The organism is Verrucosispora sioxanthis (genome assembly GCF_010560025.1).
Lineage (GTDB): Bacteria > Actinomycetota > Actinomycetes > Mycobacteriales > Micromonosporaceae > Micromonospora > Micromonospora palythoicola.
In genome coordinates this window covers 397062-418257 of sequence record NZ_SAIY01000004.1, presented here as the reverse complement: position 1 = coordinate 418257, position 21196 = coordinate 397062, and the positions used below count along the sequence as shown (strand labels likewise).

Here is a 21196-nt window from a genome sequence, read left to right as displayed (position 1 = left end):
GTGAATGGCTCGACGTGTGGTCGTGGCGTTGCTCGCGCCGATCGCCTGGGCACCACCCGGTGTCGACCCGGTGCGGTGGCGCAGCGCGCTCGCCGAGGACGTGGTGGATCTGCTCGCCATGCTCAACGAAGTGGACACCGCGGTGGCGGTCACGAGCGCCGACCGCTGGCTGGCCGACGAGGTGATCTGGCCCGGCACGAGGGTGTACGAGGTGCCCGAGCCGAGCCCGAACGCGGTGTTCGCCGCTCTGTCCGCCGCCCGGACTCCGTTCGGCACGGACCCGTCGCCCGGCGCCGGGCCGGCGGGCGAACCAACCTCGGCGACGAACGACGGCTACGAGCAGGTGGCGGTCGTCGCGGGGGACGCACCCGACCTGCCCGGACTCACCGTCGGCAAGCTGCTTCGACCGCTGACCAGCCGGCCGGTCGCCCTCGCCCCGGCCGAGGGTGGTCTGCCCGGCTTGCTCGGAGTGGCGGCCCGGCTACCGGTGCCGTCCTGGTTGCCGCCGCTGGACATGGACGCCACGGTGCCGGCGACCGTTCGGGCGGCGGCACCCCGCCCGGGCGACCTCGCGGTGACCCCTTCCTGGCACCGGCTGCGCGGCCCGGCGGATCTGGCCCGGCTCGATCCGGCCCTGAGCGGCTGGGAGCACACCCGGTCACTGCTGTCCGGTGCCGGCCACAGCGGCTGACACCGGCGCACCGTTCCCGCGACCGCCGATCAGCTGCGGCCCTCGCCGCCCTCGGCGTCGTCGGGGCGCTCCGTGTCGCCCGGAGCCTTCTCCTCCGGGCCACCCGGCGCGGAGAAGTCGAAGCTCTCCAACTCGGTCATCAGATCCACGTCGGCCATGGCGAAGGCCACCGGGTCGGCGAAGTCGTCGTCGGAGGGAAGCAGGTCGGGGTGCCCCCACAGCGCGTCCCGGCCGGCGATCCCCCGGTGCTCGGTGAGCGCCGCCCAGAGCGCCGCGGCCTCGCGCAGCCGACGGGGCCGCAGCTCCAATCCGACCAGGGCCGCGAAGGTCTGCTCGGCCGGTCCACCGGCCGCCCGGCGGCGGCGGAACGCCTCGCCCAGCGCCACGACGTTCGGCAGCCGGCCGGCGGCCGCCCCGTCGACCACGTGGCAGACCCAACCCTCCACCAGGGCGAGGGCCGTCTCCAGCCGAGCCAGCGAGGCCTTCTGGGTCGGGCTGTCCTCCGGTGTGAAGATCCCTTCCAGGGCGATCGCCTGCATCGACTCCGGGTCGGTCGGGTCGACCCGCCCCATCGCCTCCTCGATCGCCTCCCGATTCACCCGGATGCCGGCGGCGTACGTCTCGACGGCGTTGAGGACGTGCCCCCGCAGCCACGGGACATGCTCGAAAAGCCGCTGGTGCGCCGCCTCCCGCAGGGCCACGTAGAGGCGGACCTCGTCCTCGGGCAGCTCCAGACCCTCGCCGTACGCCTTGATGTTGGCGGGGATGAGCGCGGCCGTGCCGGCCGGTCCGAGCGGCAGACCGATGTCGCCGGCGGAGAGCACCTCCGCGGCGAGCGACCCGAGGGCCTGACCGAGCTGGCCGCCGAAGAGCGCGCCACCGAGGGTGGCGACCATCGACTGCATCGGGCCGAGCTGGGCCCGGGCCTCCGGCGGGACCAGGTCACCCATCGCGCCGACCATCCGGCTGGCCACCGGGTCGCACAGCTTGCGCCAGACGTCGAGCGTTCTGAAGATCCACTCGTTGCGGTTCCAGGACACCGTGTTCCGGATGCCCGAGGGCAGCGCGGAGGCCGGCTCCAGCCAGAGGTCGGCGATGCGCAGCGCCTCCTCGACCGCGTGGCGCTCGTAGGGGCTGACCGCCGGGTCGCCCGCCGCGGCGAGCTGGCTGGCCGCCACCTGACGGGCCAGGTCCCAGTTGACCGGCCCGCTGCCCGACGCGGAGAGCAGGTGCTGCAACTGCGACATGAACTGCTGCATCTGCGCAGGGTCGTTGGGGTCGGGCGGCTGCCCACCCGGTAGCGCGAAACCGAACGGAATATCAGGCACGACGTCTACGGTACGCGCGCTCGGCCCCGGGCCGCCGTCACCGCGGTTGCGCTGAGGGCGAAGTCGTGCCTCGTGCCGGCCGGGCGCCGCGACCGGGATCGGTACGCTCTGCCGCATGAGACGTCGCGGCCTGACCGTCCTGCTCGGTGCCCTGCTCACCGCACTGCTCAGCATCGGGGTGCTCGGCGCGCCCGTTCCGTACGTGGTGCTCGGTCCCGGCCCGACCGTCGACACGCTGGGCCAGGCGGACGGCAAGGAGGTCATCCAGGTCACCGGCCGGGAGACTTCGACCTCCGCCGGCCAGCTGCGGCTGACGACGGTGGGGGTGCAGCCCGGCGTCAAGCTCCGCTCGGCGATCCAGGGCTGGCTCTCCGACGATCAGGCCGTGGTGCCGCGAGAACTGGTCTACCCGCCGGGGGAGACCCAGGAAGAGGTGGAACAGCGCAACGCCGAGGACTTCCAGGTCTCGCAGACCAGCGCGGAGACCGCCGCGCTGCGGGAACTCGGGTACGAGGTGCAGGTCGTGGTCAAGACGGTGGCCGCCGACGGGCCGTCGGCCGGCGTGCTGCGCCCCGGTGACGTGGTCACCTCGGTCGACGGTGAACCAGTGCCGTTCGCCTCCCGGCTGACCGACCTGGTCCGGGCCAGGCCGGCGGGCACGGCGCTGCGGATCGGGTACACCCGGGACGGCACCGCGCGGACCGACACCATCACCAGTCAGGAGCAGGACGGTCGGCCCCGGATCGGCATCGAGATCGAGCAGCAGCAGCCGCACCCGTTCACCCTCTCCTTCGACCTGAAGGACATCGGTGGTCCGAGCGCGGGGCTGATGTTCGCCCTGGGCATCATCGACAAGCTGACCGCGGACGACCTGACCGGCGGTCGGATCATCGCCGGCACCGGCACCATCGACGACGCCGGGCAGGTCGGCCCGATCGGCGGGATCCCGCAGAAACTGGTCGGCGCGAAGCAGGCCGGCGCGACCACGTTCCTGGTACCGGCGGCCAACTGCGCCGAGGCGGTGCGTAACCGGCAGCCGGACCTGCCGTTGGTGAAGGTGGGCTCGCTCGACGAGGCGTTGGACGCGCTGGAGACGCTGCGTTCCGGGGGCGAGCCGGCGTACTGCTGAGCCGCGCGGCATGACCTTGCGCTCACGCTTTCAGGAACACCCCGTACTCTGGGTGCCTGGTCGGAGCCGATCATAACGAGCGTGCGGAGCCAACAGTGGTCATGCGTAGCAGCAGCCCCCTGCCGAGGATGAGCCGACGCGGACGCGTCACGATCGGGGTCCTGATCGGGGTGTTCGTGCTGTTCACCCTGCTCGGCTGGGGAGTGCAGGCCTGGACGGACTGGCTCTGGTTCTCCGAGGTCGACTACACCGAGGTGTTCCGGGGGGTGCTGGTCACCCGGCTGCTGCTCTTCCTGGCCGCGGGCCTGGCGATGGCGGCGATCGTCGGCGGCAATCTCTGGCTCGCGCAACGGCTACGCCCACGGATGCGACCCCACTCACCGGAACAGGCCACCCTGGAGCGGTACCGGATGCTGCTCGGCCCCCGACTGGGCCTGTGGATCACTGCGGCCGCCGCCATCGTCGGCCTCTTCGCCGGCCTGTCGGCGCAGAGCCGCTGGAACCAGTGGCTGCTCTTCCTGCACGGCGGCAACTTCGGTGTGGACGACCCGGAGTTCGGCGTCGATGTCGGTTTCTACGTCTTCCAGCTGCCGTTCTGGCGGTTCCTGCTGGGGCTCGGTTTCACCTCGGTGGTGCTGGCGCTGATCGGCGCACTGGCCGTGCACTACCTGTTCGGCGGGGTGCGCCTGCAGGGCGTCGGCGACCGGATGAGCAACGCCGCCCGGGCCCACCTGAGTACGCTGGTCGCGGTCTTCGTCCTGCTCAAGGCCGTCGCGTACGTGCTGGACCGGCGAGCGATGCTGTTGGAGTACAACGACGGCGTGAACGTCTACGGCGCCGGCTACGCCGACATCAACGCGCTGCTGCCGGCGAAGGAGATCCTCGCCTACATCTCCGTGGTGGTGGCGATCGCGATCATCGTCTTCTCCAACGCCTGGATGCGCAACCTGGTCTGGCCGGGCATCTCGTTGGCCCTGCTCGGCGTCTCCGCGGTGGCGATCGGCGGCATCTACCCGTGGGCGGTGCAGACCTTCGAGGTCAAGCCCAGCGCCCGGGACAAGGAGGCGCCGTACATCCAGCGCAGCATCGACGCCACCCGCGCGTCGTTCGGACTGGACATCACCCAGAGTTCGGCGTACTCGGCCAACAACCTGAACCCGCCGGAGAGCCTGGCCACCGACACGTCGGTGGTGCCGAACGTCCGACTGCTCGATCCGCAGCTGGTCAGCGAGACCTACACCCAGCTCCAGCAGGTCCGTGGCTTCTACGACTTCGGTCCCAAGCTGGACATCGACAGGTACACGCTAAACGGCGCGACCCAGGACTACGTGGTCGGCGTACGTGAGATCAACTATGGCGAGTTGACCGCGCAGCAGAGCAACTGGATCAACCGGCACACCGTCTACACCCACGGCTACGGGGTGGTGGCCGCGCCCGCGAACCGGGTGGTCTGCGGTGGGCAGCCGTTCTTCGTCTCTGGTTCGCTCGGCGAGCGGACGCAGGAGTCGTGCGCGTCGGCCACCGACCTGATCCCGGCGAGCCAGCCCCGGATCTACTACGGCGAGCGGATGGCCACCGGTGACTACGCCATCGTCGGGAGGCCGAACGCGGACGCCAACCCGGCCGAGTTCGACCGCCCGGCGGGGGAGAGCGGCGAGGACGGTGAGGGACCCGAGTCGTACTACACCTACACCGGTTCCGGCGGCGTCGAGATCGGCTCGTTCACCCGTCGCCTGCTCTACGCGATCAAGGAGCAGGAGGCGAACTTCCTGCTCTCCGAGGCGGTAAACGACAACTCCAAGCTGCTCTACGTGCGTAACCCTCGGGACCGGGTGGAGAAGGTCGCCCCGTTCCTCACGCTGGACGGTGACCCGTACCCCGCCCTGGTCGACGGCCGGGTGCAGTGGATCGTCGACGGTTACACCACCGCCGCGACCTATCCGTACGCGGAGCGGGTCAACCTCCAGCAGGAAACCACCGACGAGCTGACCGGCCGGGGCACCATCCAGCTGGCCCGGGAGAACGTCAACTACATCCGGAACTCCGTGAAGGCGACCGTCGACGCGTACGACGGCACCGTGGTTCTCTACGAGTTCGACGAGAACGACCCGGTGCTCAAGGCGTGGAACAAGGCGTTCGGCGGAGACCTGATCAAACCACGCGCCGAGATCCCGCCGGCGCTGGCCGACCACTTCCGGTACCCGGCCGACCTGTTCAAGGTGCAGCGCAACCTGCTGACCCGGTTCCACGTGACCAACCCCGGCGACTTCTACTCCGGCCAGGACTTCTGGCAGGTGCCGAACGTGCCGGACGCGCCGGACAGCGGGCAGAAGCAGCCGCCGTACTACCTCTACACCCGGTTCCCGGGCCAGGATGCGCCACGCTTCCAGCTGACCAGCGCGGTGACCCCCAACGGTCGGCAGAACCTGGCCGCACTGATCTCCGGTTCGTACCAGGACGGCAGGCCGACGTTGCAGGTGCTGGAGCTGCCGGACCAGACGGCGATCTCCGGGCCGGTGCAGGTGCACCAGCGGATGACGAACACCAACGCCACCATCCGGCAGCAACTGAACCTGCTCTCCTCCAACCAGGCCCAGGTGCAGTACGGCAACCTGCTGTCGCTGCCCTTCGGCAACGGGATGCTCTACGTCGAGCCGGTCTACGTCAAGAGCAACCAGCAGGACGCGTATCCGCTGTTGCAGAAGGTGCTGATGTCGTACGGCGACGGTGGTTCCTACGTCGTGCTGGCCGACAACGTCGCCGACGGCATCAAGCAGCTCGTCGAGCAGGGCAAGCAGGCCGCGGCCGGTAACCCGCCGCCGACCGGGGGCGAGGAGCCACCGCCCGAGGGCGAGGAGCCGCCGCCGCCGTCGCCGTCGGCCACCCCGTCGCCGGGTGACGCTCCGCCGCCCACCGGCGAACTCGGTGCGGCCGCCGAGCGGGTACGGGCCGCGATCACCGAGGTGCGGGCCGCGCAGGCGTCCGGCGACTTCGAGCGGTACGGTCGTGCGCTGGCGGCACTGGACGAGGCGCTCACCGCGTTCCAGCAGGCTCAGCAGGCGTCGGGCGGCAACGGCACGCCGAACCCGCCGGCTCCGTCCGGCAGCCCTTCACCAACCGGCTGACCGACAGCCACGATGCGGCCCGCGACTCCGGCGTTCCTCGCCCGGGGCCGCGGGCCGCACCGTGTCCGCGGGGCGACCCGCCCGGACGCCGACCGGAGATCGGCGCGGCGGTGCGCCGGCACGAGGCGTTCCGTGGGTCGTTTTGCGGGCGACGCGGGTGGTGCGCTACGGTGGATCTACCGACGCGGGGTGGAGCAGCTCGGTAGCTCGCTGGGCTCATAACCCAGAGGTCGCAGGTTCAAATCCTGTCCCCGCTACTGCACGGAAACGGCCCCGGAGAGTCCTCCGGGGCCGTTTCCGTTTGTCGGCCGGGTCCTCGGGCCTGCTGGGCCGTGGCCGGGCGCCCGCGTGTTTCCAGGGCCGTCCGGCTCGGTACCGACACCCGCTGACCGGGGGATCGGCTGTGGAGCGGTGGAGCCGACAACCGGTCGGGGCGGTACGGGTGGGGCTGCCGACGAGGACGATTACCGATGGGGTAGGCTGGTTCTACCGACGCGGGGTGGAGCAGCTCGGTAGCTCGCTGGGCTCATAACCCAGAGGTCGCAGGTTCAAATCCTGTCCCCGCTACTGCTACGACAGCGGCCCCGGATCCGTCCGGGGCCGCTGTCGTTTGTCCGGCACCGTCCCCGACGTCGACACGCGCGGTCGTTCGGACGGCCAGGGTTGCACCTCTCGGCAAGGATGAACGCATGTCTTCCTTCGGTAAATGGTGGGGGCGGCTCGGCACGCTCCTGGGCACGGTCGTGCTGACGGTCTTCGTTCCGGTCGCGGCGTGGGCGTCGACCGGCACCGGCGAACTGGTGGTGGAGGCGGCTCGCCGGCGCGGGCGCGGCGTCGGCGTCTTCGGCTTCCTGAGTCTGCTCTGCTGCCTGGCGGTGGTGGCTGTGATCGTCCTACTGGTGATCCGGATGACCCGCCGCCGGCGCTGACCGGCCCGGGCAGCCGGTTCCGGCGGGACCGCTCGCGCCGCTGGCGGTCGCGCTGCGTACCGCCAGCGGCGGTACGCCCCGCGCGTGGTCTACTTGTCCGCGTGGAACTTCTGCACTCGGGCAAGGTGAGGGACGTCTACGCCGAGGGCGATGACCTGATCCTGGTCGCCTCCGACCGCATCTCCGTCTACGACGTGGTCCTGCCGACCCCGATTCCGGACAAGGGCAAGCTGCTCACCGCGCTGTCGCTGTGGTGGTTCGAGCAGCTGGCCGACCTGGTGCCCAACCACGTGATCTCGGCCACCGACGTGCCGCCGGAGTTCGCCGGCCGGGCGATCCGGTGCCGCCGGCTGGAGATGGTCCCGGTCGAGTGCGTCGCCCGCGGCTTTCTCACCGGCGGCGGCCTGAAGGAGTACGAGAGCACCGGGAAGGTCTCCGGTGTCGAGCTGCCGCGCGGGCTGGTGGAGGCGTCCATCCTGCCCGAGCCGATCTTCACGCCGTCCACCAAGGCGCCGGTGGGTGAGCACGACGAGCCGATGACCTTCGCCGAGGTGGCCGACAAGGTCGGCGCCCAGACCGCCGACCGGTTGCGGCAGGTGACCATCGACGTGTACTGCCGAGGCGCCGAGCTGGCCGCCGATCGGGGCATCCTGGTCGCCGACACCAAGATCGAGCTTGGCTGGGCGCCGGACGGCACCCTGGTCCTCGGCGACGAGCTGCTCACCCCGGACTCGTCCCGGTTCTGGCCGGCCGAGTCGTACCAGCCCGGACGTGCCCAGTTCTCCTACGACAAGCAGTACGTGCGGGACTGGGCGGCGCGCAGCGGGTGGGACAAGCGGCATCCGGCACCGGAGGTGCCCGCCGACGTGGTCGACGCCACCCGGGCCCGTTACGTGGATGTCTACGAGAAGCTGACCGGCAACCGCTGGTAGGTTCCGCGGCTGTTACTCGCCGCTGCGGTGGCGGCCGACGTGCTGCTCGGCGGGGACGGTCGCGCTGGTGATGCGTACCGTGGTGCCGGCCGATCCGGTCTCCACGTCCATCGCGTCGGTCAGCTCGCGGGCCAGCCAGAGACCCCAGCCACCGGCCGTGTCGGGCGCGGGTCGGCTGCGGTTGCCGAGGTCCTGCGTGCTGATGCCGGGACCGTGATCGGCGACCTCGCACAACACCAGGCCGGGCTCTTTCCACAGCCGCAGCCAGCCCCGTCCGCCGCCGTGCCGGACCGCGTTGGTGATCAGCTCGTTCACGGCGAGCACGTAGTCGTCCAGTCGCTCGTCGCGCAGCCCGGCGGCGCGCGCGCAGGCGGCGACCGAGTGTCGGAGCTCGGTCACCTGGGCCTGGTCGAAGGCGTCGGCGATCAGGAGGGCGTGTTCGATGGGCACCACCGTACGCGGTGGGGGAGATCCTGCGTTCGTCATGGCCCCGTCCCGACAGAGATCGCAGAGTTTTACGCGGCTTTTACCACCGTACGTCATGGTTGTTCGAGGTGCATCGGCCGTCGGGGGCCACGGCGGCCTGTGGCATCGTGGCGCACGTGCCTGCTGCCGGTGGTTTCGCGGTGCCGCTCTGGCGGGCCGTCGCGGTCTTCCGGGTGGCGTCCCTGGCGTACGTCTGCGTGGTGTTGATCCGCGACGGGGACCGCTACGCCCATCCCCTCGCCGCCGGGGCGTTGGTGCTGGTCATGGCGGTCTGGACCGGCGTCGCCGCCATCGGGTACGCGGTCCCGGCCCGGCGCGGCTGGCCACTGCTCCTGACCGATCTGGGCGTGGTGGTGGCGATCCTGCTGGCCACTCCGTGGGTGATGGGCCGACCGGCGCTCGACGCCGGGCTGCCGACCCTGCCGGTGGCCTGGCTGAGCGGGCCGGTGCTGGCCTGGGCGGTCGCCGGTGGGCGGCGGCGCGGCGCGGTCGCGGCGCTGGTGCTCGGCGCGACCGACCTGAGCACCCGGGGCATGGTCACCCCGAGCGCGTTCAACGGCGCGATCCTGATGCTGCTGGCCGGCGTGGTGGTCGGGCACGTCGCCCGGCTCACGGTGACCGCCGGGGAACGGCTGCACCGGGCGGTCGAGTTGGAGGCCGCCACCCGGGAACGCGAACGGTTGGCCCGGGACATCCACGACTCGGTGCTCCAGGTGCTCGCCCTGGTCCAGCGGCGTGGTGCCCACCTTGACGGGGAGGCGGGCGAGCTGGCCCGGCTGGCCGGCGAGCAGGAGGTGGCGCTGCGGTCGCTGATCTCCGGTGCCGCAGCGGTCCCGGCCGCTGCCGCCGACGCACCGGTGGATCTGCGCACCCTGCTCGGCCGGCACGCCTCGGCCACCGTCTCGCTGTCCGCACCGGCGGGCCCGGTGCCGCTGCCTGCGGCGGTGGCCCGCGAGTTGGCGGCGGCCGTCGCCGCGGCGCTGGACAACGTGACCCGGCACGGCGGCGGTCGGGCCTGGGTGCTGGTCGAGGACGAGGGGTCGGCGGTCACCGTGTCGATCCGGGACGAGGGGCCGGGTTTCCCGCCCGAACGCCTGGCCGAGGCGGCGGCACAGGGGCGGCTGGGCGTCGCGCAGGCCATCCGGGGCCGGCTGACCGACCTGGGCGGTACCGCCCGGATCAACTCGACGCCGGGTGCCGGCACCGAGGTGGAACTCACCGTGTCGAGGAGGCAGCCGTGAACGGCGTACGCGTGATGGTGGTGGACGATCACCCGATGTGGCGGGAAGGGGTGGCCCGCGACCTGGCCGAGGCTGGTCACGAGGTGGTGGCCAGCTGTGGCGAGGGCCGCCAGGCGATCCGGGTGGTCGCCGCGGCCCGCCCCGACGTGGTGGTGCTCGACCTGCAACTGCCGGACATCTCCGGCGTCGAGGTGATCCACGGCCTGCGAGCGGCGCACGCCGGGGTGCGGGTGCTCATGCTCTCGGCCAGCGGTGAGCAGCAGGGCGTGCTCGACGCGGTGAAGGCCGGTGCCACCGGCTACCTGCTGAAATCCGCCGGGCTGGCGGAGTTTCTGGCGGCGGTGCGGCGCACCGCGGCGGGCGAGCCCGTCTTCACGCCGGGCCTGGCCGGGTTGGTCCTCGGCGAGTACCGCCGACTGGCCGCCGGCGGTGACCACGCGGCGACCGGGGCCCGGGCGGCGGCGGCACCCCGGCTCACCGACCGGGAGACCGAGGTGCTGCGCCTGGTGGCCAAGGGGATGTCGTACCGGCAGATCGCCGAGCGCCTCGGGCTGTCGCACCGTACGGTGCAGAACCACGTGCAGAACACGCTCGGCAAGCTTCAGCTGCACAACCGGGTCGAGCTGACCCGGTACGCGATCGAACGCGGCCTGGACGACTGAGCGTCGGCGCCGGCTGGTCAGACCGAGTGCGGCGGCCGGGTCTCGTGCACGGCCAGTTCCTCGGCGCTGGCACCGCCACCGGCGGCCCCCGCGTCGTACGCGATCGAATCGGTCTCCTGATCGGTGTGCGCCCCCTCGTCCGGTTCGACCAGCCGGCCCACGGTCGCGTCCGCACTGGTGCCCAGCCGGTCGTGGTCGTAGAGGGAGACCGGGGAGTTCGGGTCGGAGGTGGGGCCCGGATCGATCACATCGGCGTCGAGCTGCGCCTGCGCCGCCTGCTCCCGGCTGTCCGCCTCGGCCGCGATGTCCGGATCGACCGGACCGGCCAGCGGGTCGTCGACCGGCAGCTCGAACCGTTCCCGGCTCAGCTTGTAGTCCAACGACTCGCCGTCGAGCTGCTCCTCGGCGGTGGTGCCGAACTCGTCGACCGCCACCGGCGTCCGGTCACCGGGCAGCTGAGCCGGTGCCGGGCCGTCCGCTTCCCGACCGGTCAGCACGTCGTCCCCGGCCGTCGAATCGTCGTCGGCGGTGTCGGGCAGGCCGTCGGCCTCGGGATCGGACACGGGGGTCGGGTACTCGTCGTCGCGCATGACTGACCACTACCCGCTGCCCTCCCGCCGTAACCGGCCCGGCCGGGCGAGGTCGCCACGTCCCGTCCTCAGCGGGTCAACCGCCGGGCCAGCGCGGCGGCGGTGCCGGCGGCGGCCAGCCCGAACGCGGCGGAGATCCGGACCAGTTGGCGACGCCGGCCGTGCCAGCCGCCGTCGGTGCTCGCCGCGGCGTCGGGACGGAAGACGTTGCCGGTGGTGTCGGCCGTCGGCGGCGGCCCGAACTGGGTGTACCGGCCATACCAGCCGAGGACCCGTTCGGCCAGTGCCGGTGCCAGCCGCCACTGCATGCCGATCAGGCGGGCGGCACCGCCGGCGTACGCCTCCCGACGGGGTCGCCTGAGCAACCGGACGATCGTCTCCGCGACCACCTCCGGCGGATAGACCGGTGGTGGCGGCAGGACCTGCCGGCCGCTGTGGTTGGCGGCGTGCCGGAAGAACGGGGTGTCGATGGTGGCCGGCAGCACGGTGCAGATCGAGACCGATCCCCGTCCGGTGGCCCGCAGTTCCTGGCGAACCGTGTCGGACAGTCCCCGCATGGCGTGTTTGGCCGCGTTGTACGGGGACTGGTACGGCATCGCCACCTCGGCCAGCACCGAGGCGTTGTTGACCACGACGCCGCCACCGGCAGCGCTGAGGTGCGGCAGCGCCGCCCGGATGCCGTTCGCCGTACCGAGCAGGTTGACCTCCAGCACCCGGCGGAACTCCGCCACCGGGATCTCGTCGAACAACCCGATGGTGCCGACGGCGGCGTTGTTGATCCAGGCGTCGATCCGGCCGAACTCCGCCACCGCGGTCGCGGCGAGCCGGCGCATGGCGTCCGCGTCCGTCACGTCGGTGGGCACCACCAGGGTGCGACCGCCCAGCTCGCGACAGTGCCGGGCCACCTCGCGCAGAGCCGGCTCGGAGCGCGCGGCCAGCACCACGGTGCTGCCGTGACGCGCCAGGGCGTACGCGGTCGCGGTGCCGATGCCGCTGGAGGCGCCGGTGATCACGATGGTGGCGTCGGCGAGGTTTCGGGCGAGGGGCATTCCTCATCGGTACCCCGTCGGGTGCGGGTCATGCCGCCGAGTGTGTTCCCGATCTGCGAGGTTTCGGCTCTTCGGAGGCCGGTTAATGGGACGCTCTGACCGGAGAGCACCGCCCCATCCGCATGGAGGTGACCCATGCGCGTCGGCCTTGTCTGTGCCCACGCCGCTGCGCCGCCGTTCGGCGACGGAACCGTCGTCGGCACCTACCAGCACATCGCACGGGTCGCGGCCGAACTGGCCGGGCGAGGTCACGACGTGCGGGTGTACATCCGCCGGGACGACCCAGAGGCCAGCGAAACCGACATCCTGGACGGCTACCGGGTGGAACGCGCACCGGTGGGCCCGGTCGCGCCGATCCCCACGGCCGAACTGGTGCCCTACGTGTCCGCGTACGGCGAGTGGCTGGCCGACCGGTGGGCCGGCGACTGGACACCCGAGGTGGTGCACGGTCACTACTGGATCGGGGGCCTGGCCGCCGCGCACGCCGTGCGGGAGACCGACATTCCGATGGTGCAGACGTTCCACTCGATCGGCATGGAACAGCTGCGCCACCTCGGTGCCCAGTACGACGGGCCGGGCACCCGGATACCGCTGGAACGGGCGCTGACCCGGGCGGTGGACATCGCGGTCGCCCAGTGCAACGACGAGGTCGACGAGTTGACCCGGATGGGCCTGCAACGTGCCTCGGTCGCGATGGTCCCGACCGGGGTGGACACGGAACGCTTCCATCCCGACGGTGAGGCCGCCCCCCGCGAGCAGCGCCCCCGGATCCTCTCGGTGGGCGGGCTGGGGCGAGGTCACGGCCAGGAGGACCTGATCCGGGCGATGCGACTGGTCGGCGACGCGGAGTTGGTCATCGCCGGCGGGCCGCCGACGGACCAGTTGGCCAACCACGCCGAGGCCCGCCGGCTGCGTGAGCTGGCCGACCGGGCCGGGGTCGGCGACCAGGTGCACCTGGTGGGCGCGGTGCCGCACGAGCAGATGGCCACCTGGTACCGCTCGGCCGACGTGGTGGCCTGCACCCCGCACTACTCCTCGGCGGGGCGGGTGTCGCTGGAGGCGATGGCCTGCGGCGTCCCGGTGGTGGGCTACGCCATGGGCGGCATCGCCGACGCCGTGGTCGACGAGGTGACCGGCAAGCTGGTGCCGCCGGGCGACGTACGCACCCTCGGGATGACGCTGCGTCGGCTGCTCGCCGACAACGCCAGCCGCTTCGCGTACGGGCACGCCGCGGTCGACCGGGTGCGGTGCAGCTACACCTGGGAACGCACGGCCAGTGCCCTGGAACGCCTCTACGAGCGGGTGGTGGGCCGGCGCAAGCCGGTCGAGGCGGCCTGAGTCAGCGGATCACCCGCGCCACCGGCCGCGGCGACCTCGCAACCCGCGACGGCGGAATGCGGCACGAGCGGCGGCCGGGGGCCCACCACCGCCCGGGTGGTCTCCCGGGCGACGGCGTGGTGGTGCTGCGGCTCCGCGTACCGGGTGAGCCCGACGACAGCGGCGAGGGTGACCAGGAAACCGATCCCGGCCAGCCACTCCCGGCCCGGCCAGATCTTGTCGTTGAGCAGCAGCAGCCCGACGATCGCGGCGGGTACCGCGCCGGCAGCGTCCATGGCGGCCACCGCCGCCGTGGTGGAACCGCGCTGCATCGCCAGCCCGAGCAGCAACTGGCCGACCACCGAGTGGCCGACGAGCAGGTAGAGCAGCGGGTCGCTGAGAAAGGCGTCCCAACCCGGCGCGGAGGCCAGTGGGCGGGCCGCCACCGCGGCGGCGGAGAAGGCCAGCCCGGCCAGCGACCCGAGCGCCACCGACCCCGGCGCGCCGTGCAACCGGACCGCGAAGAACCCCAGCACCGCGATCACCGCCAGGGCCACCAGCAGGGCGACCGTGCCCCCGGTGCCGAGCCCCTTCGACGGTGCCGGGCGGGCGGCGAGCACCAGCGCGGTGATGCCGGCGAAGAGCAGCACCAGCAACGCGACCTCGGCCACCGGCAGCCGCCACTTCAGCAGGATCACGCCGAGCAGGGCGGTGACGCCGAGCCCGGCAGCCACGCTCGCCTGCACCAGGAACAGTGGCAGATCCCGCCGGGACAGGAAGGCCAGGACGAAACCGGCCACCTGACAGGCCAGCCCGACCAGGTAGGTGCGGTGCCCGGCCAGGCGCAGCAGCAACCCGGGATCGAAGGTGCGGTGCACCGTGGTGCGGGCGGCGGCGACCGACTGCAACAGGTTGGCGACGCCGTACGCGACGATCATCGCCGCCAGGAAACACCAACCGGAGGTAGCCACCTGGCGAGGATAGAGGTTACCGGGCGTCAATGCGCGGCGGGCTACCGAGGCGCTGGAGGATGTCGGGATGCAGTGCGCCGTTGCTGGCCAGGGTGCTGTTGTCGCCGCCTGCCGGGGCCGGGTGGCCGGCCAGATCGGTGATCGTGCCGCCCGCTTCGGTCACGATGGGTACCAGTGCGGCCACGTCCCACAGGGACAGCTCGGGCTCGATCATCACGTCCAGCGCGCCCTCGGCCAACAGCATGTAACCGTAGAAGTCGCCGTAGGCCCGGCTGCGCCAGGTGTCCCGCATCAGTTGCAGCACGGCGTCGAGCCGGCCGGCCTTCTCCCAGCCCTCCAGCGACGAGTAGCAGAGGCTGGCGTCGGCCAGCCGGGTCACCCCGGAGACCCGGATGGGCACGCCCCGGGAGGCGTTCGGTCCCGCGTACGCCCCGGTGCCTCGTGCTGCCCACCAGCGGCGCCCCAGGGCCGGCGCGGAGACCAGCCCGGCGACCGGACGGCCGTCCTCCAGCAGGGCGATGAGCGTGGCCCAGATCGGCACACCCCGGACGAAGTTCTTGGTGCCGTCGATGGGGTCCACCACCCACTGGCGCGCTCCGGCGGTCGGCGTCGCGCCGTACTCCTCGCCGAGCAGCCCGTCGTCGGGCCGGTGCTCGGCGAGCAGGGCGCGGATCTCGCGCTCCACGGCGGTGTCCGCGTCGGAGACCGGAGTCAGGTCGGGCTTCGACTCGACCCGCAGGTCCAGGGCCCGGAACCGGGCCGTCGACAGGGCGTCGGCGGCGTCGGCGAGCCGGTGGGCGAGGGTCAGGTCAGCGGCGTAACCGGTCATGCCGGACACGGTAGCGACGCCGGTACCGCGTCGACGCCGGGGGCCGGGCTACGGCACGTCGGCGGCGCGACCGCGCCGCGCCGGCGGACCCGCGCCCCGCCGGGTCACTCCGGGCGTCCGCGTGGGTCGGGCTCGGTCCGTTGGTCGGTCTCCCCGGCGCGGGAGGCCAGCAACCGGCGGTACGAGGCCAGCCGGCGCGGGTCGGCCCGCCCGGTCGCCACCCAGGCGTCGAGTGCGCAGTCGGCCTCGTCGGCGGTGTGCGGGCAGTTCGCCGGGCAGTCGGCGGTGGCCTCGACCAGGTCCGAAAAGCCGTGCAGCAGACTCTCGGCCGAGACGTGGGCCAGCCCGAAACTGCGTACGCCCGGAGTGTCCACGATCCAGCCGGGATCCGGGTCCGCGTCGGGTGGCGCGGGTAGCCGCAACGCCACCGCGCTTGTCGACGTGTGCCGCCCCCGGCCGATCGCGCTCACCGTGCCGACCGCCCGTTCGGCCTCCGGCACCAGGCGGTTGACGAGCGTCGACTTGCCCACCCCGGAGTGACCGACGAGCACCGAGACCCGGCCGGTCAACAGGCTGCGCAGCGCGTCCAACGAGGAGTCCGGACGGATGAGCAGATACGGCAGTTCCAGCTCGGTGTAGTAGTCGAGCACCGTCTCCGGCCCGGCGAGATCGGCCTTGGTCAGGCAGAGCAGCGGTTCGATGCCCGCGTCGTACGCGGCGACCAGGCAACGGTCGATGAATCCGGTGCGCGGCGGTGGATCGGCGAGCGCGCTGACGATCACTAGCTGGTCGGCGTTGGCGACCACCACCCGCTCCAACCGGCCCTCGGCGGTGCTGGCGTCGTCCTCGGCGGTGCGCCGGAGCACGGACCGCCGTGGTTCGATCCGGACGATGCGGGCCAGCGCCCCGGACGAACCGGAGGTGTCACCGACCAGCCCGACCCGGTCACCGACCACCACCGACTTGCGGCCCAGCTCGCGGGCGCGCATCGCGGTGACGGTGGGGTCGTCCGGCCCGGCGCCGGGCAGTACGCAGGTGTAGCGCCCGCGGTCCACCGCGATGACGAAACCGTCCTTGGCGTCGGCGTGCCGGGGCCGGGTCCGGGTACGCGGGCGGGAGGACCTGCCGGGCCGGACCCGGACGTCGTCCTCGTCGTACTCGCGCCGCCTGGTCGCCAGGGCCGACCCTTCTTCCGCTCAGCTCTTACCGGTCACCAGTGCCGACCATAGTGCCGGGAACTCGGGCATGGTCTTGGAGGTACACGACACGTCGTCCAGCTCGACGCCCGGCACGACCAGCCCGGTCACCGCCGCCGCGTGCGCCATCCGGTGATCATGGTAGGTGCGGAACACGCCGCCGTGCAGCGGTCGGGGTCGGATCTCCAGCCCGTCCGCCGACTCGGTGATGTCCGCGCCGAGCCCGGTGAACTCCCGCGCCAGGGCGGCCAACCGGTCCGTCTCGTGGCCACGGATGTGGCTGACGCCGGTGAAGACCGACGGCGAGTCGGCGAGCATGGCCAGCGCGGTGAGCGCCGGGGTCAGTTCGCTGACGTCGGACAGGTTGGCGCGCAACCCCTTCACCGGGCCGGTGCCGCGTACCGCGAGCCCCTCGGTGGTCAGGGCGACCGTCGCCCCCATCTGCTGCAGCAGTGCGCGCAGCCGCTCGACCGGCTGGGCGCTGCCCCGCGCCGGCCAGCCGCGCAGGGTCACCTCGCCGCCGGTGACCATGGCGGCGGCGAAGAACGGCACCGCGCCGGACAGGTCCGGCTCGATCTCCCAGCTACGCCCGGTCAACGGCCCGGGCTCGACCGCCCAGACGTCGGGGGTGCTGTCGTCGACCGCGGCGCCGGCGGCGCGCAGCATCTGCACGGTCATCCGCAGGTGCGGTGCGGAGGGCACCGGCGGGCCGACGTGCCGGACCACCAGCCCACGGTCGAAGCGGGGAGCGGCGAGCAGCAGCCCGGAGACCAGTTGGCTGGAGGCGGAGGCGTCGATCACGACCTCGCCGCCGGTCACCCGGCCGGCGCCCAGCACCACGAGCGGCAGGCTCCCCGAGGGGGGAGTGTCGACGCGTACGCCGAGCGAGCGCAGGGCCTCGATCAGCGGGCCGAGCGGGCGGGTGCGGGCGTGCGGGTCACCGTCGAGGGTGACCTGCCCGTCGGCCAGCCCCGCCACCGGCGGCACGAAGCGCATGATCGTGCCGGCCAGCCCCACGTCGACGTGGGCCGGGCCGAACAGCCGGTGCGGCCGGACCAGCCAGCGCTCGTCGTCGGCGATCGAGACGTGCGCTCCCATCGCCCGCAGCGCGGCGGCCATCAGTTCGGTGTCCCGGGCCCGCAGCGGCCGGGACAGGGTCGAGGGTCCGGTGGCCAGCGCGCTGAGCACCAGGGCGCGGTTGGTCATCGACTTGGAACCGGGCAGGCGCAGCGACGCCGACACCGGGTCACTGGCGGTCGGTGCGGTCCACGGCTGTAGCGGCCGGGTCGCGGTCACATTCCCCACGGTTACATTCTGCCGTGCCGGGGTCCCGGTGGCGCTAGGGTCACCGCCACTCCCGGTGAGCGGGACAGCCGCCCGGCGGACCGCGCGCTAGCGTGAGCGGCATGTGCGGTAGGTACGCCACGACCCGCGGCGCCGGTGACCTGAGCGGCCTGTTCGAGGCGGTCGACGAGACCGCGGGCGGGCTGGTCGCCGATCACAACGTCGCGCCGACCGATCCGGTGCCGCTGGTCCGCATCGGTGCCGCGGGGCACCGGGCGCTCTCGCGGGGCCGCTGGGGTCTGGTACCACAGTGGTCCCGGTCGCCCGCCGGCGCGGCCCGCATGATCAACGCGCGTGCCGAGACCGTCGCCACCAGCCGGGCGTACGCGCCGTCCTTCGCCCGCCGCCGGTGTCTGGTACCCGCCGACGGCTGGTACGAGTGGGTGCGGCTGGCCGACGGTGCGAAGCAGCCGTACTACATGACCCCACGCGACGGCTCGGTGCTCGCCTTCGCCGGCATCTGGTCGGTCTGGGACCGCCCGGACGCGACGCTGCTGACGTTCAGCGTGCTGACCACCACGGCCCTCGGCGAACTGGCCGAGGTGCACGACCGGATGCCGTTGCTGCTGCCGCCCGAGCGCTGGGCGACCTGGCTGGACGACGGCGCGGACCGGGCCGAGCTGCTCGCACCGCCGCCACTGGACTGGCTGACCCGGTTGGAGGTGCGGCCGGTGGGGCGGGCCGTGGGCGATGTACGCAACGACGGTCCCGGACTGACCGCCCGGGTGCCGCTGACCCGTCCGGGTGAGCCGGCGGAACCGACGCTCTTCTGATCGCGCCCCGGCACATTGTCGCGAGTGATTTGCTGCGATTGTGGGTGAAAGGTGACTCGAACCTTCTGCCAACTTCCCGGCGAAGTCTTGTCCCCGTGTGCGCAAATGCGATACAACACAGCGCCGGTGGTGGGTGTCGTTCACGTCGGGTGAACGATCTCCATCGATGTTGCTGGTCCCACGGGGGAGGTGGGTGGATGACACGGGCGCGTATGCCCCGTCCGCACGAGGTGGCCGCCGCGCGACGTGATCCGCGACTGTTGCGGGCGTTGCGTGAGCGGCGACAGGACGAAGCCTGGCGTACCAGGGGCACCTGTCAGAGTGTCGACCCGGAGACGTTCTTTCCGGCGCCGAACGAGCCGGCCGACGCGGCGGTGGCCCTGTGCCGCAGCTGCGACGTGCAGGGCTCCTGTCTGGCGTGGGCGCTCGAGGTCGGCGACTGTCACGGGGTCTGGGGTGGCACCACCCCACGGGAGCGGCGGGCGATGCTCGTCGCCTGGCGCAGCGAGGTGCAACCCGATCCCGATGCCGCCGGTGAGCCCGGCCCGCCGGTGCGCGACCGGCTGCTCACCCTGGTGCCGTTGAGCTGACCGACGGGCGTGGTCCCGGTCGAAACGGGTTCAATGGGGCGGTGCCGCATGACGTCCTCGACACTCCGCGCGGACCCGCTCGGGTCGACACCGACGAACCGTCCGGTCCGCCCCGAGCCCTGCTGGTGCTCGGGCACGGGGCCGGAGGCGGCGTCGACGCCCCGGATCTGATCGCCCTGCGCGACGCGGCGGTGGCCGCCGGGTTGGTGGTGGCGCGGGTGACCCAGCCCTACCGGGTCGCCGGCCGTCGCGCACCGGCACCGGCCGGGCACCTCGACGAGGCGTGGTCCGTCGTGCTGACGGCGCTGCGGCAGCGGCAGCCGGGCGTACCGCTGGTGGTGGGTGGCCGTTCCAGCGGTGCGCGGGTGGCCTGTCGGACGGCGCGCACGGTGGGCGCCGCCGGGGTGGTGGCACTCGCCTTCCCGTTGCACCCGCCCGGTCGACCGGACCGGAGCCGGGCCGGTGAGCTGGTGACCGGTGTGCCGACCCTGGTGGTGAACGGGGATCGGGATCCGTTCGGTGTGCCGGAGCCGGGCCCGGGGGTGCGGGTGGTGGTCCGGTCGGGAGAGCGGCACGACCTGCGGGGCGACCCCGTCGGTACGGCCGCCCTGACGGTGGACTGGCTGCGTGAGCACGGTTGGGCCGGTGCCTGACGCCACTGGGCTGCCTTCGGGCCACCACGTCACCGGTGCCGTGTCCGCCGGCCGCGCCGCTTCGTTGCACCCGGTGGTGTCCCAGTGCCCGGTCCGGGCGGCGACACCGGGCTCCCAGGCCCTTCCTGGTCCCAGCTTCGGTCGCACCGCCGGGGCAGGGACCAGGAACGCCCGGGTCCGAGCCGGAATGTGTCGGCCCATGGCACGCGTTGAACACCTCGGACAACCACTGTGCGAGGGGGTGACCGGTGCCGACCGAGATCCGGAACCGGGGACAGGACGAGCGGGAGGCACGGCAGCTCAGAAAGCTGCTTGCCGGCCCGAACTGGCCGGCGGCGGTACCACCGGTCGAGGTGGCGACGGGCACACCCGTCGGAACCGAATCTTCCGGAAGGTCGGTGCGCGTATCCTCGGCGGGGAAGCATCCAACCCGAGGGGATGTGCGGTTGACCACGGAGAAGACGGACGAGCGCAGGGCCCGGTTCGAACGGGACGCGATGCCATTCGTCGATCAGTTGTACGCGGCCGGCCTGCGGATGACGCGTAACCCGGCGGATGCCGAGGACCTGGTCCAGGAGACCTACCTTAAGGCGTACGCCGCCTTCCACCAGTTCGAGCAGGGCACGAACCTGAAGGCCTGGCTCTACCGGATCCTGACCAACACCTACATCAACTCGTACCGCAAGCGGCAGCGCCAACCGGTGCAGGCGCCCACCGACGAGATCACCGACTGGCAGTTGGCCGAGGCTGAGTCGCACACCTCCAGCGGGCTGCGGTCCGCCGAGACCGAGGCGCTCGACCGGCTGCCGGACAGCGACGTCAAGGAGGCCCTCCAGCAGTTGCCGGAGGAGTTCCGGCTGGCGGTCTACCTGACCGATGTCGAGGGCTTCTCCTACAAGGAGGTCGCCGACATCATGGGCACGCCGATCGGCACGGTGATGTCGCGGTTGCACCGTGGACGTCGTAATCTGCGCAAGCTGCTTGAGGGGTACGCCGCGGAGCGGGGCTTCTCCGCGGCCCAACCGGCCCGGAGCTCGACCGCCGCCACCGGCCGGGAGGTGTGACGTGAGCTGTGGAGACCCGCACGAGACGGACTGCCGTGAGGTGCTCGCGGAGGTCTACCTCTACCTCGACCTGGAATGCGCGCAGGAGCGGCGGACGTTGATCCGGCACCATCTCGACGAGTGCGGCCACTGCCTGCGCGAGTACGGCATCGAGCAGGAGGTCAAGGCGCTGGTGGCCCGCTGCTGCGGCAACGAGTCCGCGCCGGACGAGCTGCGCGAACGGCTGCGGGTACGGATCAGCGAACTCGTCGTCTTCGAGACCAGCGAGTCGCGCGAACTGGCCGACTGACACACGCC

Annotated in this window: 21 protein-coding genes and 2 tRNA genes; 15 read left to right on the top strand and 8 right to left on the bottom strand. The window is 72.4% G+C overall.

Annotated features, from left to right (window positions below; all coding sequences use genetic code 11):
• The first annotated feature begins 4 nt into the window (after positions 1–4).
• Complete coding sequence (locus ENC19_RS14700; RefSeq protein ID WP_164447741.1) at positions 5–691, top strand: hypothetical protein; 687 nt, start codon at positions 5–7, stop codon at positions 689–691.
• A 29-nt stretch (positions 692–720) separates the two neighbouring features.
• Here ENC19_RS14700 and ENC19_RS14695 read toward each other — a convergent pair whose 3' ends face one another.
• The gene (locus ENC19_RS14695; RefSeq protein WP_328824248.1) at positions 721–2019 is read right to left on the bottom strand and encodes a zinc-dependent metalloprotease; all 1299 of its coding nucleotides are present in this window, start codon (positions 2017–2019) and stop codon (positions 721–723) included.
• A 115-nt stretch (positions 2020–2134) separates the two neighbouring features.
• Between ENC19_RS14695 and ENC19_RS14690 the strand changes: the two genes are divergently transcribed.
• From ENC19_RS14690 to ENC19_RS14665, 6 genes are all read left to right on the top strand, one after another.
• The gene (locus tag ENC19_RS14690; protein ID WP_164447740.1) at positions 2135–3148 is read left to right on the top strand and encodes a YlbL family protein; all 1014 of its coding nucleotides are present in this window, start codon (positions 2135–2137) and stop codon (positions 3146–3148) included.
• 101 nt (positions 3149–3249) lie between these two features.
• Positions 3250–6273: a UPF0182 family membrane protein gene (locus ENC19_RS14685; protein ID WP_166458569.1), complete on the top strand. Its 3024-nt coding sequence runs from the start codon at positions 3250–3252 to the stop codon at positions 6271–6273.
• A gap of 183 nt (positions 6274–6456) precedes the next feature.
• Positions 6457–6530: transfer RNA gene (locus ENC19_RS14680), tRNA-Met, on the top strand.
• A gap of 236 nt (positions 6531–6766) precedes the next feature.
• A tRNA-Met gene (locus ENC19_RS14675) sits at positions 6767–6840 on the top strand.
• A 122-nt stretch (positions 6841–6962) separates the two neighbouring features.
• Positions 6963–7202 carry a hypothetical protein gene (locus ENC19_RS14670; RefSeq protein WP_164447738.1) on the top strand — a complete coding sequence of 80 codons (240 nt, stop codon included), beginning with the start codon at positions 6963–6965 and terminating at the stop codon, positions 7200–7202.
• A 101-nt stretch (positions 7203–7303) separates the two neighbouring features.
• Positions 7304–8134, top strand: coding sequence for a phosphoribosylaminoimidazolesuccinocarboxamide synthase (locus ENC19_RS14665; protein WP_164447737.1), 831 nt, complete (start codon positions 7304–7306; stop codon positions 8132–8134).
• A gap of 12 nt (positions 8135–8146) precedes the next feature.
• Here the strand turns inward: ENC19_RS14665 and ENC19_RS14660 are convergent, their stop codons facing one another.
• Positions 8147–8620 (bottom strand): ATP-binding protein, encoded by a 474-nt coding sequence (locus tag ENC19_RS14660; protein WP_164447736.1) that lies wholly within the window; start codon positions 8618–8620, stop codon positions 8147–8149.
• Positions 8621–8736: 116 nt separating this feature from the next.
• On the opposite strand from ENC19_RS14660, the gene macS reads away from it, so the two are divergent.
• Together macS and ENC19_RS14650 are read left to right on the top strand one after the other, a co-directional pair.
• Positions 8737–9861 carry a MacS family sensor histidine kinase gene (gene macS / locus ENC19_RS14655; protein WP_328824247.1) on the top strand — a complete coding sequence of 375 codons (1125 nt, stop codon included), beginning with the start codon at positions 8737–8739 and terminating at the stop codon, positions 9859–9861.
• 14 nt (positions 9862–9875) lie between these two features.
• Entirely contained in the window at positions 9876–10523 is a 648-nt protein-coding gene (locus ENC19_RS14650; protein ID WP_164447924.1) for a response regulator, read from the top strand.
• A 17-nt stretch (positions 10524–10540) separates the two neighbouring features.
• Here the strand turns inward: ENC19_RS14650 and ENC19_RS14645 are convergent, their stop codons facing one another.
• Together ENC19_RS14645 and ENC19_RS14640 are read right to left on the bottom strand one after the other, a co-directional pair.
• On the bottom strand, positions 10541–11113 hold the full coding sequence (locus tag ENC19_RS14645; RefSeq protein WP_164447735.1) for a DUF5709 domain-containing protein: 573 nt from the start codon (positions 11111–11113) through the stop codon (positions 10541–10543).
• 68 nt (positions 11114–11181) lie between these two features.
• Positions 11182–12162, bottom strand: coding sequence for an SDR family oxidoreductase (locus ENC19_RS14640; RefSeq protein WP_164447734.1), 981 nt, complete (start codon positions 12160–12162; stop codon positions 11182–11184).
• A 135-nt stretch (positions 12163–12297) separates the two neighbouring features.
• Between ENC19_RS14640 and ENC19_RS14635 the strand changes: the two genes are divergently transcribed.
• Positions 12298–13500, top strand: coding sequence for a glycosyltransferase (locus ENC19_RS14635; RefSeq protein ID WP_164447733.1), 1203 nt, complete (start codon positions 12298–12300; stop codon positions 13498–13500).
• Here ENC19_RS14635 and ENC19_RS14630 read toward each other — a convergent pair.
• The 4 genes from ENC19_RS14630 to aroA all read right to left on the bottom strand — a co-directional run bounded on the left by ENC19_RS14630 (position 13455) and on the right by aroA (position 17780).
• A complete protein-coding gene (locus tag ENC19_RS14630; RefSeq protein WP_166458653.1) occupies positions 13455–14417 on the bottom strand; it encodes a hypothetical protein in 963 nt (320 codons plus the stop codon). The two genes, ENC19_RS14635 and ENC19_RS14630, sit on opposite strands and share 46 nt — an antisense overlap.
• Positions 14418–14466: 49 nt before the next feature.
• Complete coding sequence (hisN, locus tag ENC19_RS14625) at positions 14467–15279, bottom strand: histidinol-phosphatase (RefSeq protein ID WP_164447731.1); 813 nt, start codon at positions 15277–15279, stop codon at positions 14467–14469.
• Between the two features lie 104 nt (positions 15280–15383).
• Positions 15384–16457: a ribosome small subunit-dependent GTPase A gene (rsgA, locus tag ENC19_RS14620; protein WP_208020908.1), complete on the bottom strand. Its 1074-nt coding sequence runs from the start codon at positions 16455–16457 to the stop codon at positions 15384–15386.
• An 18-nt stretch (positions 16458–16475) separates the two neighbouring features.
• Complete coding sequence (gene aroA / locus ENC19_RS14615; RefSeq protein WP_164447730.1) at positions 16476–17780, bottom strand: 3-phosphoshikimate 1-carboxyvinyltransferase; 1305 nt, start codon at positions 17778–17780, stop codon at positions 16476–16478.
• A gap of 101 nt (positions 17781–17881) precedes the next feature.
• Between aroA and ENC19_RS14610 the strand changes: the two genes are divergently transcribed.
• The 5 genes from ENC19_RS14610 (at position 17882) to rsrA (ending at position 21188) form a co-directional block, all read left to right on the top strand.
• On the top strand, positions 17882–18592 hold the full coding sequence (locus tag ENC19_RS14610) for an SOS response-associated peptidase (protein WP_164447729.1): 711 nt from the start codon (positions 17882–17884) through the stop codon (positions 18590–18592).
• A 197-nt stretch (positions 18593–18789) separates the two neighbouring features.
• Positions 18790–19182: a WhiB family transcriptional regulator gene (locus ENC19_RS14605; protein ID WP_093405204.1), complete on the top strand. Its 393-nt coding sequence runs from the start codon at positions 18790–18792 to the stop codon at positions 19180–19182.
• Between the two features lie 41 nt (positions 19183–19223).
• The gene (locus ENC19_RS14600) at positions 19224–19835 is read left to right on the top strand and encodes an alpha/beta hydrolase family protein (RefSeq protein WP_164447728.1); all 612 of its coding nucleotides are present in this window, start codon (positions 19224–19226) and stop codon (positions 19833–19835) included.
• Between the two features lie 248 nt (positions 19836–20083).
• Complete coding sequence (locus ENC19_RS14595; protein WP_281603094.1) at positions 20084–20899, top strand: sigma-70 family RNA polymerase sigma factor; 816 nt, start codon at positions 20084–20086, stop codon at positions 20897–20899.
• 1 nt (position 20900) lies between these two features.
• On the top strand, positions 20901–21188 hold the full coding sequence (gene rsrA, locus ENC19_RS14590) for a mycothiol system anti-sigma-R factor (protein WP_164447727.1): 288 nt from the start codon (positions 20901–20903) through the stop codon (positions 21186–21188).
• Positions 21189–21196 lie beyond the last annotated feature (8 nt).

Bases quoted from the DNA above. Each gene is read 5' to 3' on its own strand.
- ENC19_RS14700 (WP_164447741.1), top strand. From the start codon at position 5: ATGGCTCGACGTGTGGTCGTGGCGTTGCTCGCGCCGATCGCCTGGGCA.
- ENC19_RS14690 (WP_164447740.1), top strand. From the start codon at position 2,135: ATGAGACGTCGCGGCCTGACCGTCCTGCTCGGTGCCCTGCTCACCGCA.
- ENC19_RS14685 (WP_166458569.1), top strand. From the start codon at position 3,250: ATGCGTAGCAGCAGCCCCCTGCCGAGGATGAGCCGACGCGGACGCGTC.
- ENC19_RS14670 (WP_164447738.1), top strand. From the start codon at position 6,963: ATGTCTTCCTTCGGTAAATGGTGGGGGCGGCTCGGCACGCTCCTGGGC.
- ENC19_RS14660 (WP_164447736.1), bottom strand. From the start codon at position 8,620: ATGACGAACGCAGGATCTCCCCCACCGCGTACGGTGGTGCCCATCGAA.
- ENC19_RS14650 (WP_164447924.1), top strand. From the start codon at position 9,876: ATGGTGGTGGACGATCACCCGATGTGGCGGGAAGGGGTGGCCCGCGAC.
- ENC19_RS14645 (WP_164447735.1), bottom strand. From the start codon at position 11,113: ATGCGCGACGACGAGTACCCGACCCCCGTGTCCGATCCCGAGGCCGAC.
- ENC19_RS14640 (WP_164447734.1), bottom strand. From the start codon at position 12,162: ATGCCCCTCGCCCGAAACCTCGCCGACGCCACCATCGTGATCACCGGC.
- ENC19_RS14635 (WP_164447733.1), top strand. From the start codon at position 12,298: ATGCGCGTCGGCCTTGTCTGTGCCCACGCCGCTGCGCCGCCGTTCGGC.
- ENC19_RS14630 (WP_166458653.1), bottom strand. From the start codon at position 14,417: ATGATCGTCGCGTACGGCGTCGCCAACCTGTTGCAGTCGGTCGCCGCC.
- hisN (WP_164447731.1), bottom strand. From the start codon at position 15,279: ATGACCGGTTACGCCGCTGACCTGACCCTCGCCCACCGGCTCGCCGAC.
- ENC19_RS14610 (WP_164447729.1), top strand. From the start codon at position 17,882: ATGTGCGGTAGGTACGCCACGACCCGCGGCGCCGGTGACCTGAGCGGC.
- ENC19_RS14605 (WP_093405204.1), top strand. From the start codon at position 18,790: ATGACACGGGCGCGTATGCCCCGTCCGCACGAGGTGGCCGCCGCGCGA.